This window comes from Pectobacterium sp. S5 (assembly GCF_051707265.1).
GTDB lineage: Bacteria > Pseudomonadota > Gammaproteobacteria > Enterobacterales > Enterobacteriaceae > Pectobacterium > Pectobacterium polare.
In genome coordinates, this window is record NZ_JAULSZ010000002.1 from 507,545 (window position 1) to 523,806 (window position 16,262).

General features: G+C 48.0%; 20 protein-coding genes and 1 tRNA gene. 10 read left to right on the plus strand and 11 right to left on the minus strand.

What is annotated here, in order from left to right; translation table 11 throughout:
• Positions 1-202: 202 nt before the first annotated feature.
• On the plus strand, positions 203-715 hold the full coding sequence (locus QWJ20_RS11860; RefSeq protein WP_433992609.1) for a DUF2946 domain-containing protein: 513 nt from the start codon (positions 203-205) through the stop codon (positions 713-715).
• Between the two features lie 100 nt (positions 716-815).
• Positions 816-2,339, plus strand: a complete 1,524-nt coding sequence (locus tag QWJ20_RS11865) for a PepSY-associated TM helix domain-containing protein (protein WP_433992610.1) — start codon at positions 816-818, stop codon at positions 2,337-2,339.
• Positions 2,340-2,448: 109 nt separating this feature from the next.
• On the opposite strand, the gene QWJ20_RS11870 is transcribed toward QWJ20_RS11865, so the two are convergent.
• From QWJ20_RS11870 to QWJ20_RS11880, 3 genes are all read right to left on the minus strand, one after another.
• The gene (locus QWJ20_RS11870) at positions 2,449-4,113 is read right to left on the minus strand and encodes a methyl-accepting chemotaxis protein (RefSeq protein ID WP_433992611.1); all 1,665 of its coding nucleotides are present in this window, start codon (positions 4,111-4,113) and stop codon (positions 2,449-2,451) included.
• An 863-nt stretch (positions 4,114-4,976) separates the two neighbouring features.
• On the minus strand, positions 4,977-5,258 hold the full coding sequence (locus QWJ20_RS11875; RefSeq protein ID WP_039480258.1) for a hypothetical protein: 282 nt from the start codon (positions 5,256-5,258) through the stop codon (positions 4,977-4,979).
• 167 nt (positions 5,259-5,425) lie between these two features.
• Positions 5,426-5,716, minus strand: a complete 291-nt coding sequence (locus QWJ20_RS11880; RefSeq protein ID WP_433992612.1) for a hypothetical protein — start codon at positions 5,714-5,716, stop codon at positions 5,426-5,428.
• A 155-nt stretch (positions 5,717-5,871) separates the two neighbouring features.
• On the opposite strand from QWJ20_RS11880, the gene QWJ20_RS11885 reads away from it, so the two are divergent.
• Entirely contained in the window at positions 5,872-6,057 is a 186-nt protein-coding gene (locus tag QWJ20_RS11885; protein ID WP_005970574.1) for a GhoT/OrtT family toxin, read from the plus strand.
• 83 nt (positions 6,058-6,140) lie between these two features.
• On the plus strand, positions 6,141-6,647 hold the full coding sequence (locus QWJ20_RS11890) for a DUF523 domain-containing protein (protein ID WP_433992613.1): 507 nt from the start codon (positions 6,141-6,143) through the stop codon (positions 6,645-6,647).
• Between the two features lie 55 nt (positions 6,648-6,702).
• Here the strand turns inward: QWJ20_RS11890 and QWJ20_RS11895 are convergent, their stop codons facing one another.
• From QWJ20_RS11895 to QWJ20_RS11910, 4 genes are all read right to left on the minus strand, one after another.
• Complete coding sequence (locus tag QWJ20_RS11895) at positions 6,703-7,131, minus strand: universal stress protein (protein ID WP_039480252.1); 429 nt, start codon at positions 7,129-7,131, stop codon at positions 6,703-6,705.
• A 164-nt stretch (positions 7,132-7,295) separates the two neighbouring features.
• Positions 7,296-7,751 (minus strand): GNAT family N-acetyltransferase, encoded by a 456-nt coding sequence (locus QWJ20_RS11900; RefSeq protein WP_039480249.1) that lies wholly within the window; start codon positions 7,749-7,751, stop codon positions 7,296-7,298.
• Between the two features lie 4 nt (positions 7,752-7,755).
• On the minus strand, positions 7,756-8,280 hold the full coding sequence (locus QWJ20_RS11905; protein ID WP_249686255.1) for an isochorismatase family protein: 525 nt from the start codon (positions 8,278-8,280) through the stop codon (positions 7,756-7,758).
• Positions 8,281-8,367: 87 nt separating this feature from the next.
• The gene (locus QWJ20_RS11910) at positions 8,368-8,790 is read right to left on the minus strand and encodes an NUDIX hydrolase (RefSeq protein WP_103939964.1); all 423 of its coding nucleotides are present in this window, start codon (positions 8,788-8,790) and stop codon (positions 8,368-8,370) included.
• Between the two features lie 521 nt (positions 8,791-9,311).
• Here QWJ20_RS11910 and QWJ20_RS11915 point away from each other — a divergent pair.
• Positions 9,312-9,566: a biofilm/acid-resistance regulator YmgB/AriR gene (locus tag QWJ20_RS11915; protein ID WP_095994875.1), complete on the plus strand. Its 255-nt coding sequence runs from the start codon at positions 9,312-9,314 to the stop codon at positions 9,564-9,566.
• 382 nt (positions 9,567-9,948) lie between these two features.
• Here the strand turns inward: QWJ20_RS11915 and QWJ20_RS11920 are convergent.
• Positions 9,949-10,036: transfer RNA gene (locus tag QWJ20_RS11920), tRNA-Ser, on the minus strand.
• A gap of 288 nt (positions 10,037-10,324) precedes the next feature.
• On the opposite strand from QWJ20_RS11920, the gene yccA reads away from it, so the two are divergent.
• On the plus strand, positions 10,325-10,984 hold the full coding sequence (gene yccA, locus QWJ20_RS11925; protein WP_095994876.1) for an FtsH protease modulator YccA: 660 nt from the start codon (positions 10,325-10,327) through the stop codon (positions 10,982-10,984).
• A 111-nt stretch (positions 10,985-11,095) separates the two neighbouring features.
• The gene (tusE, locus tag QWJ20_RS11930) at positions 11,096-11,425 is read left to right on the plus strand and encodes a sulfurtransferase TusE (RefSeq protein WP_095699895.1); all 330 of its coding nucleotides are present in this window, start codon (positions 11,096-11,098) and stop codon (positions 11,423-11,425) included.
• A gap of 12 nt (positions 11,426-11,437) precedes the next feature.
• Here tusE and yccX read toward each other — a convergent pair whose 3' ends face one another.
• On the minus strand, positions 11,438-11,716 hold the full coding sequence (yccX, locus tag QWJ20_RS11935; RefSeq protein WP_433992614.1) for an acylphosphatase: 279 nt from the start codon (positions 11,714-11,716) through the stop codon (positions 11,438-11,440).
• A gap of 225 nt (positions 11,717-11,941) precedes the next feature.
• Here yccX and hspQ point away from each other — a divergent pair, with 225 nt between their 5' ends.
• Positions 11,942-12,250 carry a heat shock protein HspQ gene (gene hspQ, locus QWJ20_RS11940; protein ID WP_095699897.1) on the plus strand — a complete coding sequence of 103 codons (309 nt, stop codon included), beginning with the start codon at positions 11,942-11,944 and terminating at the stop codon, positions 12,248-12,250.
• Between the two features lie 82 nt (positions 12,251-12,332).
• On the opposite strand, the gene QWJ20_RS11945 is transcribed toward hspQ, so the two are convergent.
• Positions 12,333-12,746 carry a CoA-binding protein gene (locus tag QWJ20_RS11945; protein ID WP_127155914.1) on the minus strand — a complete coding sequence of 138 codons (414 nt, stop codon included), beginning with the start codon at positions 12,744-12,746 and terminating at the stop codon, positions 12,333-12,335.
• Positions 12,747-12,940: 194 nt separating this feature from the next.
• On the opposite strand from QWJ20_RS11945, the gene QWJ20_RS11950 reads away from it, so the two are divergent.
• Together QWJ20_RS11950 and QWJ20_RS11955 are read left to right on the plus strand one after the other, a co-directional pair.
• A complete protein-coding gene (locus QWJ20_RS11950; protein WP_174869806.1) occupies positions 12,941-13,465 on the plus strand; it encodes a DUF2057 family protein in 525 nt (174 codons plus the stop codon).
• Between the two features lie 137 nt (positions 13,466-13,602).
• Positions 13,603-14,061: a methylglyoxal synthase gene (locus QWJ20_RS11955; RefSeq protein ID WP_039480219.1), complete on the plus strand. Its 459-nt coding sequence runs from the start codon at positions 13,603-13,605 to the stop codon at positions 14,059-14,061.
• Between the two features lie 76 nt (positions 14,062-14,137).
• Here QWJ20_RS11955 and helD read toward each other — a convergent pair whose 3' ends face one another.
• Positions 14,138-16,195, minus strand: a complete 2,058-nt coding sequence (gene helD / locus QWJ20_RS11960) for a DNA helicase IV (RefSeq protein ID WP_433992615.1) — start codon at positions 16,193-16,195, stop codon at positions 14,138-14,140.
• Between the last annotated feature and the right edge of the window lie 67 nt (positions 16,196-16,262).

Sequence of the window (16,262 nt, forward strand, 5' to 3'; positions counted from 1 at the left end):
GAATATCGACCTGCGCGTGCGTAGGATTATTCCGTTTACGCCCGCGCCATTTCCTTTGCCCCACCGATAAAAACAGTAACGGATAGCGACGACAGTTCACATGGCGTGTGAGGTAGGGTGGATATAAACATTTGTGTAACAATGCCAGGGCAAGTAAAGTACACTCCTTGGCTGAACCCGGTATTATTGAATTAAGACTGCTATGCTTTTGTCCGCGCTACGACGGCGAAGTTTCCCAGCCTGGGTCGGCATCTTCGCTATTTTGACCATCTTCATTGCCCCAGTGATTTCACAAACACTGGTGCTTCATGGGGCCCATGCTCATGAAAATGGTGCAAACCCGCATAGCTCGACTACACATAGCACTGCTGCACATAGTACTGCTGTAGATACGACCAGCGCGCATGATACAACAGCGTCCACCAGCCACAGCGGCAGTATAGCTGAACCGCATCATAATCATACCGGACATGAGATGTCCGGGCATCACGCGACGCAATCACACCATTCGCCTTCATCACCATCCATGATGATGGATCATGCCGCTTGCGGTTATTGCGTACTCTTTTCGTATACGCCGGCGCTGTTCGCAACAGGATCTCTCAATCCCATACTGACCGCGTCTTTATCAGAAGCGCTGGTTATTCACTTTATCTCCCGCATTGTCCTTCCTGAACGTTATGCTTCTCCTGTAGTCCGTGCCCCGCCTTTCTGAATCACGCATCATCATGCTTATGTGCATTTATAACGCATCGCGCTATACCCTTTCAGGTGTGGCGTTTGATCTTTTTTGCTAAGTGATTTCAGAGGGTTCTATGTCACACCCTAATCAGGCATCAGCCACTGCTGCCGCCTCTGGCGCGCGCCCAGCCGGAGAAACTGCGTCGGATAAACGCGCAATGGATAACGTATCACCACGTGCCGCAATCGTTGCCCTGTTCATCCGGCTTCATTTTTATATCGGTATTTTTGTCGGTCCTTTTATTTTTGTCGCCGCACTGACAGGGACGCTGTATGTCCTGACGCCGCAGATTGAAAATCAGCTGTATTCACACCAGCTTTTCACCGAAAGTCAGGGGACGACGCACTCTCTGGCTGAGCAAATCCATGCTGCACAGGCGGGGCTCGCTCACCATCAGGATGCAAAATTACTTGCGATACGTCCTGCACCTGCCGCCGGAGAAACCACCCGCGTCATGTTTGCCTTGCCGGAATTGGGGCCATCAGAAAACCGCGCCGTTTTCATCGATCCCGTTTCGCTGGAAAATCGCGGCAGTGAGATTGTTTACGGCACCAGCGGCATTCTGCCCTTCCGTACCTGGCTTGATTACCTGCACCGCGGGCTGCTGTTAGGCGATGTCGGGCGTAATTACAGCGAGCTGGCAGCATCCTGGCTGTGGGTTGCGGCACTGGGCGGCATTGTTATCTGGTGGTCAACCCGACATCTGTCGTCAGCGACCAAACGGCGGAAATTAAAAAATAGCCAGACGACGACAGCAAAGACGCAGCGTCTGCGCCACTGGCACGCCACAATGGGGCTGACCCTTGTGCTGGGTTTGCTCTTTTTCTCCGTAACGGGGTTAACCTGGTCGCAATGGGCGGGAAGCAACATTTCTGTCGCGCGTACCGCGCTAGGGTGGCAGACGCCATCAGTGAACACACAGTTGCCCGCACCGATGTCTCATCACGATATGATGCACGGTCACGATATGGCGATGGCTACGGATGAACATGCTGAACACCATGCGTCAATGCCAATGGGGGATGCTGAAGCCTATTCACCGGCGTTATTTGATGAAGTGCTGGCCGCCGCACGCGATGCTGGGATTGATGCCAATAAAATCGAAATCCGCCCTGCCACCAAGCAGCACCGTGCCTGGACCGTCAGTGAGATCGATCGTTCCTGGCCAACGCAGGTTGATGCCGTGTCGGTTAATCCAGATACGCTAGAGATTGTAGACAAAACCGATTTCAACACCTTTCCGCTTGCCGCCAAGCTCACCCGCTGGGGAGTGGATGCACACATGGGCGTGTTATTCGGTTTACCCAATCAGCTCATCCTCGCGGCATTTGGTCTTGGGCTCTGTACGATGATTGTATGGGGTTATCGGATGTGGTGGATACGTCGTCCAAAATCTCGCCATGACGCTAATCCGGTCAACACACTGACTGCAACATTATTACTGGTCCCAGTCTTTCACCGCGTGCTGACTGCGCTTATTACGCTACTACTGGCCGTAAGCTTGCCCGTTATGGGGATCAGCCTGCTCATCTTCCTGCTCATTGATGTTGTTCGGTGGTATATGAATAACCCTAAGCAGGCCATCGCTAAACACTGATTTTCGTACTGCCATCATTGCCCGACACGGCAATAAAAAACCGCCATTGTGCTACACAATTTGTGCACACAATGGCGGTCAATCAGCAATACCAGTTAACGACAAGACGTTAGAACGTGGTCCAGTCCGCTAACTCACCTTTGGCTGCTGTTTTTTCTGCACGGCCATGTTTAGGGGCAGCCAGCGCAGGCGTTTCTGTTTTTCTATTTAACGCCGCACTTTTATACGATGCACCCAGATTGAATACGCTAACCGTACGCGCAAGGCTATTCGCCTGATCCTGTAAAGAGAGCGCAGCGGCGGCAGATTCTTCAACCAATGCCGCATTTTGCTGGGTCGTTGTATCAATCTGTCCAACGGCTAGGTTGATTTGATTGATCCCATCACTTTGCTCACGGCTGGCCTGCGCAATTTCGCTGATAATTCCCGTTACGCCCTGCACATTCGTCACCAACGAGTTCATCGTGACGCCAGTTTTTTCTACCAACCCCATGCCGTCCTGCACTTTCTTGAACGAGTCATCGATAAGTTCTTTGATTTCTTTTGCCGCCGTAGCGCTTCGCTGAGCCAGCGCGCGTACCTCACTGGCGACAACGGCAAACCCTCTGCCCTGCTCACCAGCACGTGCCGCTTCAACGGCCGCGTTCAGCGCCAAAATGTTAGTTTGGAATGCAATGCCATCAATCACGCCGATAATTTCCGCCATACGCTGTGACGAATCACGGATACCGCGCATTTCCTGCGTGACTGTTTCCATCATGATACCGCTTTTTTTCACGGTTTCAGACGCGCTAGCCGCAAGGTCTGTCGCCTGCGTCGTGTTATCTGCGGTATTTCTTATCGTCGACGTCAATTGTTCCATCGATGACGCCGTTTCTTCCAGCGAGCTGGCCTGTTCTTCCGTGCGGGCAGATAAATCCTGGTTCCCCGCAGCAATTTGCGATGCAGCGCTGGAGATCGTTTCTGCACCATCGCGCACCTGGCTGACAATCTGCCTTAAGCTGCTGTTCATATTATTCAAGGCGGATAACAGCTGACCGGTTTCATCTTGACGATCGGTGTAAATTTCAGAAGTCAGATCGCCTTTCGCGACATTTTCGGCAACACCCAGCGCTTCCTTTATCGGCTGAGTGACGCTGCGGGTAATCAACGAAGCAATGATCAATCCAGCCAGCGCACTGATGATAATGATCGTGGCGAGAACCATCAGTGCATTTTTATAACTGTCACCCACCTCTCGCGCTGAGGATGACATTTTGTCATCCTGTACGTCGATGAACTCATGAACTTTGCTGGTGTATTTCGCCTGAGTAACACGCGTTACGTTGAAGTATTCTTCCGCAGCGGCGTCGGTGTTTCCTGCCGAAACCAGTGAAGAGAGCTTATTCGCGGAGCCGAGGAAATCACGGCGAATGTCGCCAATATCACGTAGTATCGCAACGGATTTATCGTCGCTTACCGATTGGTTCAAATACTCCATGAGTTCAGATATCGTTCCTGAACGCTCTTTGTTCAGCGCCAACTGTTTGTTAATTTCGCTTTCTGATTTCAGTAGTAGAAGCAGCTGCTGGTTATTGAGGTAATTATTCAGCTCATCAATGAGCTTGTTACTTTTGACGGTGAGTGGGTAATTTTGCGAAACAATCTCATCCATTTTTTCGTGAAAATCACTTAGCTTTGAGATGGCAACACTACCAATTACCAAAAGCATTAATACCAAAAAAGAAAACCCCGCCCCTAATCGATATCCTATACGCCAGTTGGACAAATTCATTAACATCTCCTTAATTAATTTTCTCTATCTGTATAAAAACATATAATTAAAAAATTAATATTTATTCAATAAATACAGATAGCTCCAATACCCTTTTTCATAACAAAAAATACACATATCTGGACAGACTATTTATATGCCCTGGTGAGAAACATAAAAAATATGTAGTCAGGCATGCTCATCAAACCACATCCATCGCGATGCAGCCGAATGGGTCTAGCCAGATACCGCGCTTGATGCCAGATATCTGCACATACTGGCAGTGGAAAAAATGTCATCCTTTACACCTCATCTTTCACCGCACGTTCCCGTACCATGAGTGGCTTCTTACATCCCCATGTCCCATAAAACTCAGGAACATTATCGCTACTGAAATTAGGGTTAAATAGCAGCAATAAGGGTGAATAAAAACCAGAACAATTTTTCCTTACGCCGAAGGGGGGTATCGGCCTTTTGTAGATAATCTTTATATTTTCTAACTTATGGATTTAATATCTATTAAATCGATCATTTTTTTATAATCTATCTATTTATAAGATATATGTTTTTTCAGAGAAGATAAATATTGCATTTAGGATGTAACAATAAACTCAAAAATAAAAGGTAACAATTCGTTATAAAATTAAATAAACACTGTCTACGTTTATATTATGTCGCGCATGGGAAATGGGAATAGATGGGATTAAACAAATAAGGTGCGATCGCATACTTTCTAGTAATTTTTGCTTTCTATACAAGCAACATGACAAGCAGAATGCTTTAAACAAAAATACGCACCCAGATGTCTTTTATCGAGACGTCTGGGTGCGTATTTTGCTATTTACTTTTTGAATCGATCAGAGATTCAAAGTCACATTCCAACATTACTTTTTCTTGGAAGTCGCTTTAGATTTACCTTTCAGCAATTCTCGGACTTTCTTTAGCTCTTTCTGCGTCAGCGGCACTTCTGCACCGACTTCTTCTGTCCCCTGGCTGTCCACCGACTCAGAAGACAGTTCAGAAGCCTGATGGCTTTCATCAAAGCTCCTCAGTAACCGGGCACTGACTTCTGCACTGATAGATACTTCGTTTTCCAAGGCAGCCGCTTTGATTTTTTCTTTCAGCTCTGGGGAAATCTTCAGGGACAGGCTAGATATCTCACTCATTTTATTACCTTTCTCATGGGGTAAAATAGTAAGCTATGACAGCCAGCCTACAATGTCCATACTGAAATAAAAATTTAATATTTCTGTCACAGAAATAGTTTAATTGATCTCTTAGCAAAGAGATTATTATTTCGCTATTTTTATTTCCCTGTCGAATGTTATGTATTTCAATTTCTCATTTTCCAGTCATCAATCATTTTCCGGGTCACATCCTCTTTGTAACAAATTGGCGAATAGCCTCCTGCCCGACTCCATGCACTACGCTTACCGCACTTGCTGCCATTACGTGCTGAATTATAAGGGCAAGGACAATTACCAGAATAAGACGAAATAGATTCCTGAATGATCTGTACTTTGATCTGCTCATCAGAAATTCGGACGTTTTTCGCCATACTAGGCGTAGAAACAGAAAGCAGGGCCACAGCACATACCATCGCAACAACCAGCGTTGTTTTCATACCGAGGGTCTCATTTTAACCAGAGGATAATAACTGTAGTACAAAATACGCACCGCAAAGCGATGTCACCCGACGACGCATTATGGGTTAAAAAATTGATCAGAAAATATTAACAACATAAAATGCAGGCGCTTCGAGGATAAAAGGAAACAAACGTGCCACATCACTCCCTCTGGGAACTCATTAAACTTACCTACATGATCGGCTTTGTCGTTTCCCTGATCGTGACGTTCTTGTTAAGTAAAGACAAATCCCTGTTCATCCGATTCTTTGCCTCGTTAATAGTGGGGCTAACCTGGCCGTTGAGTTTTCCCGTTGTCCTGCTGTTTTCCATTTTTTGAAGCGGCGCTTATCTTCCAGACAACGAGCATGATGACTCAATGCAGCCACGCCTATGCTTACCTTTTAGAGGGAATGCCCCACGATGAGTAACATTCTGATCAGCGCCTGTCTGTCTGGTTTTCCCGTTCGCTATAACGGTACTGAAAAGAAATCTGTCGGCGAGTATCTTGCCCAGTGGCGACAACAGGCGAGACTGATTACGTTTTGCCCTGAACTGGCTGCGGGTTTCTCTACGCCTAGACCTTCTGCGGAGATTATTCCCGCCTCGGGTGGTCATTCGGTCATCAAGGCTGGCGCCAACGTTGTTGAAGCCACTGGCGGCGATGTAACCGAGCGTTATATTTTGGGTGCCTGGCTAACGTTGCAAATGGTACAACAGAATAACTGCCGCTTCGCTCTCCTGACGGAAGGGAGTCCATCCTGTGGTACACACATCATATACAGCGGGCGCTTTGATGGTTCGCAAGTAGCAGGCAGCGGCGTCACCGCTGAATTACTGCGTCATCACGGTATCGAAGTATTTTCCGATCGCGAAATCGAGCGGTTGATCGAACGTGTTGAATATTGCGATCGCCATGCTTATGCATAGCATACGCTGCTGCCCCGTAAACAAACCCAAACGCAGCAGCAGCGTTATGCAAAAACTAACGGACAACTAATACCGACATTTTCGCATGGCGAACAATGGCGGCAGCATTTGAGCCAAGCAGATAGGTTTTCACATTCGGTCTCCGTGAGCCAATGACGATTAAATCTGCATTAATCTCCTCCGCCAGCGCTAACACTTCGTCTCTGGCCGATCCGAAGCTGACGCTGCATGACAAACGCGATGCAGGAAGGTCGATCGTTTTCATCAGTGATTTCAGCTTGTCATTCGCTTTCACCACCGCTTCGTTCTCAAACTCTTTTATGCCAAAAGAATAAGCAGATAAAAACGCCGACGCATCTGGGAGGGAATGAAAGAGGTGGATTGCGGCACCCGACATTTTAGCCAACCTGACTGCATGCGTAAGCGCGTGTTTGGTGAGTTCATCTTCTTCTATATCTACTGGCACCAGGATGCTCGTGTACATAATCACCTCTCCCCTACGTGGATAACTGATTACCTGTCAGTATGTAAGAAGCGTAGTCTGCCCCTCGTCAGCAAAATATGATCCCGTTCACTTTTACGCATTTTGCCTGCAACTTTTAGCCCAATCGGCGCATAAAGCGAGCCGTTAGGTCACGGATGAATGCTTTAAAGTGATCGTGAATAGATACGTGACGATTCACCCCAAGGGTGATAGCCCATTCCAGTAAAGTGAAATCCATACCGTTCATAAAAGCCGATCAGCTCGGTGCATAAATGCAGCGCAGAAAAACCAGCACGGCGAGTTTCCTGAGTAAGATGCTCAATCAACTGCCCCGCATAACCCTTGCCACGATGGTTTTCTTCAACATAAAGCGCGCACAGCCAAGGATAAAGATCCATGCGGCTGATGAAATCATTGGTAATTAACCCTGCACCACCAATAATCTGCCCGTCCTTTTCCAGCAGATACCAGTCTGGCAATGGGTTTTCCGCATCAATGCAGTGGCTGATACAGTCTTCGTAAAGCATCAACGTCTCATCTGATGCCCAGTGGCGTTGGAAGTAATGGATCGCCTGCTCTTTGTATTCGGGGCGATTTCTGACAGAAATAATATTCAACATGGAACTAACGACTCATCTTCCATGAAGCAACGATGTGCTCCGTGGTTTCTACCGTAATCGTGTTGCCCGGAATAATAAGATTCCGCCACACGTCGTTGTAATGCGTGACTAGCTGCTCGGCCTTCAATTCACCGCGATTGGCGGTCGTGTGCGCATCAGCTGCAATCGTCAACGCATAGCCTCGACTGGCTGCATTTTTAATGGTTGCATCAACGCAATAATCCGTCGCGCATCCGCAAATCGTCAGGTGGCTAACATTCAACTCAGCCAGCACATCGGCTAACGGCGTCCGGTAAAACGAGTCGCACGCCGTTTTAGTGATCGACAAACTGCCCTCAGGCTGGTGCAACTCAGGCAATAACTGCCACCCATCGCTGCCTGACAACATGCCGTCTTCTTCATGCTGAATAAAAATCGTCCGATCTGCGGCAGCTGAAAGCTGGTTTATCAATGCAACCGTCTGCGCTTGTCGCGCTCTTGGCGTTGCAAACACCGCATTTTGCATATCAATCACTATCAAAACCTGCATCTTTTTTCCTTATTTCGACGCTTAACATCGGCACGCATTATCGTCACAGGGGTAACAGTCTGCCATCATCCCAACTAGGAGCTCTGGCTAGATCATGTCCACTATACCATGAGGATAAAACCTGATTTCCCCTGAGCGCAGTAAATCAATATCAAACCAGCGGGTTACGATCGGAACACCGTTTGTCTCTATACCATGAATGATATCTTGTTGATAAAGCGACTCATCCTGAAAGCGGGCCTCATACACAAAGACAATCTCATGGCCCGGCTTGCCATTGTAGGAGAAAATATTCTCTGAAACGCCCAACAGCGAAAAGTCCTTGGTCGCTGCACTGATTTCCTCCTGAACCTCCCTCTCCGCCGCAGCCTGCGACAGTTCGCCAAAATCGATGCCACCACCGAGCGGCAACACATAGTGCTCATCTTTTATCGGGTCATGCCCTTCTGCTAACAGAATCTTGCCATTATTGCGGAAAAGACAAACTGCTTTTGCTCTGATCTTTTGCATGCCAACGCTCCAGGTAAACTACAGCACTCTTTTGATAAAAAGACATTTTTGATAAAGAGACGCTTTTGGGTAAACGGACAATTTTTTGACAAAAAGACATTTATTGATAAACAGCATGTATCGCAGGAAAATGTCATCTTCTTGTACAGATCAAAATCTTATAGGATGTAATCAAAATGCATTAATAGTCTTTATGTTCAGTTAATGTTTTTCCCTGCCCCTTTTCTTCTCGTTATGTTTAACTTATTGAAGTCATGTATCTCGCATAATTATTTCAGACATAATATTGTCAGGAAACGATCAATTCATATTTATCCGCCTGACCATTGATCGCCGTCATCCTTTCACGTTTGGCAGCATCGTTGAGTAACGCGGTGTTTATTTATCTTATCGACTGGTTTTATGCGTATGATCGACTAAAGTTAAGTAACCATTTCTTCATGTCTGGCGGATAACGCGTTCGTGCTGTCTGACAAGACGTGCATTGACCACGTCAGAAAGCGCTAAAGGGAGGAAAAGCAATGCATTCAGAAGTGCCCCAAAACGAGCTCCTGATATCTGATGTCTTCAGTCTTGACTCTCAGATCAGCGATATGGAAATGCTTGGCAACATTGTGGAAGAGATCATTCAATCTGGCCATTCCGTCAGTAACAAGGCCATCATCGCTAAATTAGTCCACAAGATTGAAACAGAAGCCAATGCCGCTTTTCAGGAAAAATATCGCACATTGCTAGATCTGGTTGTTTATAAAACTCAGGATGACTTCCTGATTTAATCTGTAATCAATACATCAATCTATCGTTTTTCAGTAACGTTTATACTTTCCAATTCGGGCATTTCATTTAATGTGCGCACGGCTGATGATGAATATATGAACGCTAAATAACACCGATATTTATGTTGTTATTATTCTTGAGCAATAACTATCGTTTTATTAATAATGAATAGCACAATGCTTATTTATTTTTACTAATCGTTAGTATTCATTTTTAAATAAATACGCAATGGGAAAAGCATTCGCATCATCTCTTCGGTACATGCCGACGCAGACGACGTCACAGCCAGCAGAAACATCAGCGCCACGAAGGTAAAACGAGTCAGGGATTCGATAACAGAAACGAAAACGGGCTAGCCTAAGCTAACCCGTTGAATTTTTTTGGCGGAGGAGTAGAGATTCGAACTCTAGAACACTTTCGCGTCGCCGGTTTTCAAGACCGGTGCCTTCAACCACTCGGCCACTCCTCCGCAATGACGCGAACTATAAACAGTGTATGAGATCTTGTAAAGCATCACAGCGCTCAATCGCCTGAAAAATAGTCTAACGCAACGTAATTGGACGCAAAATCGTCACGCAACAAATAAAATAGTGCAATTTATCTCCGGTATCACACGACGTGCGGAGCAAAATACGAGCGCTGATCCGAAAGATGAAAACTTTCAGCGTAAAGAAGGGTAAACCGTCTTTAATAACGTCCTGTAACTATTTATTCTTTGACGTTGGATAATAGCACCCTGAAGAGAGAGTCGCTGACTATGGATCGTATTGTTGTTTCCTCTACCCGTGAAAGCTCGCTACTCAGCACCCATAAAGTGCTGCGTAATACTTATTTCCTGCTGTCGCTGACACTGGGCTTTTCCGCCGTTACCGCAACGGCAAGTACCGTATTTAATCTGCCTGCCCCTGGCTTAATTCTGATGCTGGTTGGGTTTTATGGTCTGATGTTCCTGACGCACAAGCTGGCTAACAGCCCTGCGGGTATTCTGGCGGCGTTCGCACTGACCGGATTCATGGGTTATACGCTGGGCCCGATTTTAAGCTCGCTGATTTCCTCCGGCGCAGGCGACATTGTCATGCTGGCTCTGGGCGGCACGGCGGTGGTGTTCTTCTGCTGTTCAGCCTATGTCTTAACGACACGTAAGGATATGTCCTTCCTGTCTGGCATGATGATGGCAGGATTCGTTGTTCTGGTTGTTGCCGTTATCGCCAATCTGTTCTTGCAGATTCCGGCCCTGCATCTGGCAATCAGTGCCCTGTTTATTCTGTTCTCTGCGGGTGCCATCCTGTGGGAAACCAGCAACATCATCCACGGTGGCGAAACCAACTACATCCGGGCGACAGTTAGCCTGTATGTCGCGATATACAATATCTTCGTTAGCCTGTTGAGCATTCTGGGCATCATGCGTAACGACTAAGTTCCGTCTATCGCCACACTGAGAAAGCTCCATCTGGGGCTTTTTTTTTATTCCGGTGCAAACAGCAAAATTTGTTAAACTGCGGGCTGAGATATCGCAGTCGGAGAGAAGATGTTGGAGTTTGAAGGGCGAACAATCGCAACTGACGCGCAGGGTTACCTGATGGACAGCACCGTATGGAGCGAAGCATTGGCTCCCGTGTTAGCGGAACAGGAAGGCATCGTGTTGACTGAACCGCATTGGGAAGTCGTCCGGTTTGTGCGGAATTTTTATCAGGAGTTCAATACGTCACCCGCGATACGCATGTTGGTTAAGGCGATGGCGCAAAAGTATGGTGAGGAGAAAGGAAATAGCCGCTACCTGTATAAACTGTTCCCGAAAGGGCCAGCCAAGCAGGCAACCAAAATCGCTGGCTTACCCAAACCGGTAAAATGCATCTAGCACGCCCCCGTTTCAGTAGCGGATCGTAAAACCGGCATAGTCCGTCTTACCATGTGGCTCAATAAGCACCTTATCCACTCTGGCGCTTCGTGGGCCTCCTTGCTTCAGCCACTCAATCAACGCGTCTACCGCATGAGGTTCGCCGCTTGCTACCACCTCCACGCTGCCATCATCACAATTGCGTGCATAGCCATTGAGCCCAAGCTGCATAGCCTGATGCTGTGTGCTGCAACGAAATCCAACGCCCTGAACCACGCCATAGACATAGGCGGCCATCGCTATCTTTTCCATCTTCTTCCCCCTTTCCAGCCCTGCGACCACACAACATTTCATTAGCAGACCTGTATCTTCTAAAAATTTACACCATACTGTTAATAATGTGTTCAGCCTGCGATTCATCAACGAACTCATTATTTGAAAAAACGCTATACGCTAAAAGGTGTTATCGGATGCGGTTGCTTTTCCTCCACGCCATCCGCAACGAGTAGAAAGTGTAATCTATTTCCAGGGGGTTATATGATCATCTGTAAATTCGGTCTTGGACAACAGATTCGTCATAGACAACTGGGATTTCCAGGGGTCGTTATTGATATCGATCCCGAATACTCATTAGACACGCCCACCTGGGAAGAAATTAGCGGCAATGACACGCCGCGCGCCGAACCGTGGTACCACGTTGTGATGGAAGATGACGAAGGCCAACCGATTCATACTTATCTGGCAGAAGCGCAGTTGATGAAAGAAGAGCTTTCTGAGGATGAACACCCTTCGCTAAACGAATTAGCCGAGGTCATTCAACGCCGTGCGCCACAGCTGCGCCATTAGTTGTTCACTAAAAGCTGATCCTGACGACCAAAGGTAAGTATTGGCGATGTTGTGATATTCAGCATCGCCGACTATCTGCAACTTATTTCTCTAACCCCAGCCGCGGGATTTCAATTTTCGGACAGCGATCCATGACGACTTTCAGCCCGGCATCGTGAGCCAAAATGGCGGCTTGCTCATTAATGACGCCAATCTGTAGCCATAGAACGGTCGCGCCGATGGCGATGGCCTCTTTGGCAATCTCATAGGCCGCTTCCGGCTGGCGAAAAACATCGACCATATCAACCGGTTTAGGAATGTCCTCTAAGCTGGCATACGCTTTTTGACCTAACAGCGTCTGGCCGGCCAGTTTGGGGCTAACGGGGATAACCTCGTAGCCCTGCTTAAGCAAATACGCCATCACACCATAACTCGGGCGTGACGGATTATCGCTGGCCCCCACTACCGCAATGGTTTTTACCGTTGTCAGTACAGACTCAATCTCTCTGTCATTCATACTATTCAACCTCTCTTGCGTGATTGATTACAGTGTATCTCACATTCTACGAATAGCAGGAAATGGCTTAAAATCGCCTCCATCTGTGCCTTATAGCGCGAAAGATGCCATAACAGCCTGTTTCAAATTGAAACCTTTGACACATTCAGACAATTCCTCAACAATACTCGGATTACGTTCCATCTGGGAAAATTATGAAATTCGGCTTCATCACTGTCTGCCTTTTTATTGCAGGTTTAAGTACCTCTGCAATGGCGGCAACAACGTTGAAATTAGATCAGAAAATCGATCTCCTTATGGTTGACGGGCAAAAGATGTCAGGCTCGTTGCTGAAAGGTGCCGATAGCCTCGAACTTGGCAGTGGGCAACACCAGATTCTGTTCAAAGTTGTCGATACCGTCGATGCCCAGACTGGTGCGCCAGTGACCTATTTCCCTTCAACCTTTATTGCGACCTTTAACACGGAAAAAGTGGCATCGGTGTCATTTAAGCTCCCCCCGCTGCAAACCCTTCAGGATCGCAAGAACTTTACCGACCAGCCTCAATATCAATTACTTGATGAAAAAAATCAGGCAATCCCCGTGCGTACCGATGCGTTTGTGATCGCAGACAATGAGCTACTCGATATAGAGCGAAAAATGTCAGAGTACAACGCGGCGGCAAAAGGGGCTTCGGTTGCGGGCTTTGCGACCGCACTGAATGAATCCGTAAGCTGGTGATTTTACGCGCAGTCACATCTGATTTTTGATACCCGTTCGCCTTTTCCTGCTTTTATCGCTTTGCACTGAAACTACGTTTCCGTAATCTGTCTGTACCCTAGCGTCAGCTTTACTACACCAGATTGAAGGACGTAACCATGGAGTTCACCACCCGTACCATCCCTGCGCAAAAACATATCGCGCTGGTCGCACACGACCACTGTAAACAATCTTTGCTGGATTGGGTTGGTACGAATAAACAACAGCTCACAGAGCACACGCTTTACGCTACCGGAACCACCGGTAACCTGATTCAGTTGAACACGGGTCTGCCTGTAAAAAGCATGCTAAGTGGACCGATGGGGGGTGACCAGCAGGTTGGCGCACTCATTTCCGAAGGGAAAATCGATTTGATGATCTTCTTTTGGGATCCGCTTAATGCCGTGCCACACGATCCCGATGTGAAGGCGCTGCTGAGACTGGCTACGGTTTGGAACATTCCTGTTGCTACTAACCGGGCAACGGCGGATTTCCTGATTAACTCAGCGCTATTTAACGAGCAGGTTCAAATCGCCATTCCTGATTATCAGCGCTACCTGCAAGATCGACTGAAATAATATCAGTACATCATAATGGACCAGCGGCGTACTCACCGTCGACGCTGGTCTCTTCTGTTCTACTTCTCTCTTTTCGTTATCCCGGCTTACGCTGCGTCGGTACACCTAAACGATGAAGATGTTCAATAAACACCGATGGATTCGCCACATCCTGTAGCAACCAGACGCGATGTTTCGCTCTCGTCAACGCCACATAGAGCAAACGCCGCTCTTCCGCATCGGGGAAATCCTCCGGTTCAGGTAACAGCACCGCTTCAATCACGGACTCTCTTGCCGGGGCCGGGAAGCCATCTTTCCCTTCATGCATACCCACGATAATGACATATTCCGCCTGCTGCCCTTTACTGGCATGCACCGTCATGAAATCAATCTGCAAATTCGGCCATTTGGTTGCCGCCTTCTCCAAAATCGCCGGGCGTAAATGGTGATAACGCGCAAGCACAAGAATGCGCTCATCAGCTTTCACAAAGCCGCTCAATTTATCCAGAAGTGGCTCAAGCTGATCCTGAGGCAGAATCGTCACCGCTTTTTTATCCCCCTTGCTCAGGCTATTAAGCGGTTTCTTCAACTGATACGGATTTTGCTGTATGAACGTATTCGCAATTTCACCAATGCGTTCATTAAAGCGATAGGTGGTATCCAGCGCGCACTGCTCACCTACGCCGAAATGCTGTTCAAATGCTGTCGTCAACGCCAGCTCAGCACCGCTAAAACGGTAAATTGCCTGCCAGTCATCCCCGACGGCAAAAAGGCAGGTGCGGCTATTTTGTCGACGCAGTGCTGCAAGTAAGCTCGCACGCTGTGGCGAAATATCCTGAAATTCGTCCACCAGAATGTGCTTCCAAGGGCTGACAAAACGCCCTTTATCCAGCAAGTTCACGGCCTGATGGATGAGGCCGGAGAAGTCGACGGCGTTCTCATCCTTAAGCGCTTTTTTCCAGGCTTTCAACAACGGTGCCATCAGGCGAATACGTTGCTGAAACTCTGTCCGAATGGATTCTGGTGCCTGCTCAACCATTTCACTCTGGCTGCCGCCGTGCATACGCATCAATCCTAACCAGCGCTCAAGTCGCCCGGCCAACCGCCCCGCCAACTTCGGATCGTTCCAGAAATCGCCTTCTGGCACATCCCATTCCAGCTCTTCCGTTAACCAGCGTCGCCACCCGTTAGCCTGCGTTTTTTTCTCGGCACACTGCTGCTGCCAGTGAGAAATCAGCAGTTCGCGACGCTGTTTGGTATCACTTTCAAGTTGGCTTATCATCGGGGCCTTGCGGCTAGCCTGCTGAATAATGTGCAATGCCAGCGCATGGAACGTCTTAGCCTGAATCTCATCCGTATGGAGCCGCTCCCGGATGCGCTCGTTCATCTCTTCTGCCGCTTTACGGCCAAATGCCAGCAGTAAAATCTGATCGGGCGTGGCCTCTTGTCGATGCATTAACCACGCCGCTCGAGCCACCAGCACAGAGGTCTTTCCACTGCCGGCACCCGCCAGTACCAGTACACCTTCTTCGCCATTGATCACCGCTTTACTCTGCGACACATTTAATGGCGAACTCTCCACCGTTTCAAAGAAAGGCTGCTCTGCCGCCAGCGTGCGATCCATCCATGCCTGATTCGCCGCAGTGCGCATCTCATCGCCCTGATCAAGCCAGCGCAAGCAGTGCTGGTAGTTATCACGGCAGTTATCAAAGGTTTCAAGACGAGAAACAGGCAGAGGTAAAGCTCCCAGCGAATCGCGAATGGCATTCTGCAACGTGACCAGAGTCTGACGGCTAAACCATTTATCCTGCTGCGTCAGCGTTTGAATATTGTCCGTTTGGCGCTGCAAAACTTCAGCGCTGATCAGGCTCATCTCCTCGCTCCAGTCGAGCCAGGATTTAAGAAGATGGCGGTAAAAAGCCTGCGTTTCCTGCCACTCTGTTCCGTGCAGGCGCACCACTTTTCCGGCTGGCAATTCAAATTCCAGCTCTCCCCACACCAGCCCTCTTTTACAGTGGATACTCAGCAACTGATTAAAGGGGATCAGATATTGATGTTTATCGCCACTCACTTCGACACCGGCATTCAGTAACCGCACCCGGTTGTAAGGATGCTGGGCCAGATGTTTACCTAACGAGGTAGATTTCAGTTCCATGATGTTCGCGCCATGACTATGTGAGAGGATATTCGTCCATTTCTTGTCGTTTATCTGACTCTAGTTT

What these genes read in the sequence shown, in the direction of transcription:
- QWJ20_RS11860 (WP_433992609.1), top strand. Translation starts at nt 203, where the DNA reads ATGCTTTTGTCCGCGCTACGACGGCGAAGTTTCCCAGCCTGGGTCGGC.
- QWJ20_RS11865 (WP_433992610.1), top strand. Translation starts at nt 816, where the DNA reads ATGTCACACCCTAATCAGGCATCAGCCACTGCTGCCGCCTCTGGCGCG.
- QWJ20_RS11870 (WP_433992611.1), bottom strand. Translation starts at nt 4,113, where the DNA reads ATGAATTTGTCCAACTGGCGTATAGGATATCGATTAGGGGCGGGGTTT.
- QWJ20_RS11875 (WP_039480258.1), bottom strand. Translation starts at nt 5,258, where the DNA reads ATGAGTGAGATATCTAGCCTGTCCCTGAAGATTTCCCCAGAGCTGAAA.
- QWJ20_RS11880 (WP_433992612.1), bottom strand. Translation starts at nt 5,716, where the DNA reads ATGAAAACAACGCTGGTTGTTGCGATGGTATGTGCTGTGGCCCTGCTT.
- QWJ20_RS11890 (WP_433992613.1), top strand. Translation starts at nt 6,141, where the DNA reads ATGAGTAACATTCTGATCAGCGCCTGTCTGTCTGGTTTTCCCGTTCGC.
- QWJ20_RS11895 (WP_039480252.1), bottom strand. Translation starts at nt 7,131, where the DNA reads ATGTACACGAGCATCCTGGTGCCAGTAGATATAGAAGAAGATGAACTC.
- QWJ20_RS11900 (WP_039480249.1), bottom strand. Translation starts at nt 7,751, where the DNA reads ATGTTGAATATTATTTCTGTCAGAAATCGCCCCGAATACAAAGAGCAG.
- QWJ20_RS11905 (WP_249686255.1), bottom strand. Translation starts at nt 8,280, where the DNA reads ATGCAGGTTTTGATAGTGATTGATATGCAAAATGCGGTGTTTGCAACG.
- QWJ20_RS11910 (WP_103939964.1), bottom strand. Translation starts at nt 8,790, where the DNA reads ATGCAAAAGATCAGAGCAAAAGCAGTTTGTCTTTTCCGCAATAATGGC.
- QWJ20_RS11915 (WP_095994875.1), top strand. Translation starts at nt 9,312, where the DNA reads ATGCATTCAGAAGTGCCCCAAAACGAGCTCCTGATATCTGATGTCTTC.
- yccA (WP_095994876.1), top strand. Translation starts at nt 10,325, where the DNA reads ATGGATCGTATTGTTGTTTCCTCTACCCGTGAAAGCTCGCTACTCAGC.
- tusE (WP_095699895.1), top strand. Translation starts at nt 11,096, where the DNA reads ATGTTGGAGTTTGAAGGGCGAACAATCGCAACTGACGCGCAGGGTTAC.
- yccX (WP_433992614.1), bottom strand. Translation starts at nt 11,716, where the DNA reads ATGGAAAAGATAGCGATGGCCGCCTATGTCTATGGCGTGGTTCAGGGC.
- hspQ (WP_095699897.1), top strand. Translation starts at nt 11,942, where the DNA reads ATGATCATCTGTAAATTCGGTCTTGGACAACAGATTCGTCATAGACAA.
- QWJ20_RS11945 (WP_127155914.1), bottom strand. Translation starts at nt 12,746, where the DNA reads ATGAATGACAGAGAGATTGAGTCTGTACTGACAACGGTAAAAACCATT.
- QWJ20_RS11950 (WP_174869806.1), top strand. Translation starts at nt 12,941, where the DNA reads ATGAAATTCGGCTTCATCACTGTCTGCCTTTTTATTGCAGGTTTAAGT.
- QWJ20_RS11955 (WP_039480219.1), top strand. Translation starts at nt 13,603, where the DNA reads ATGGAGTTCACCACCCGTACCATCCCTGCGCAAAAACATATCGCGCTG.
- helD (WP_433992615.1), bottom strand. Translation starts at nt 16,195, where the DNA reads ATGGAACTGAAATCTACCTCGTTAGGTAAACATCTGGCCCAGCATCCT.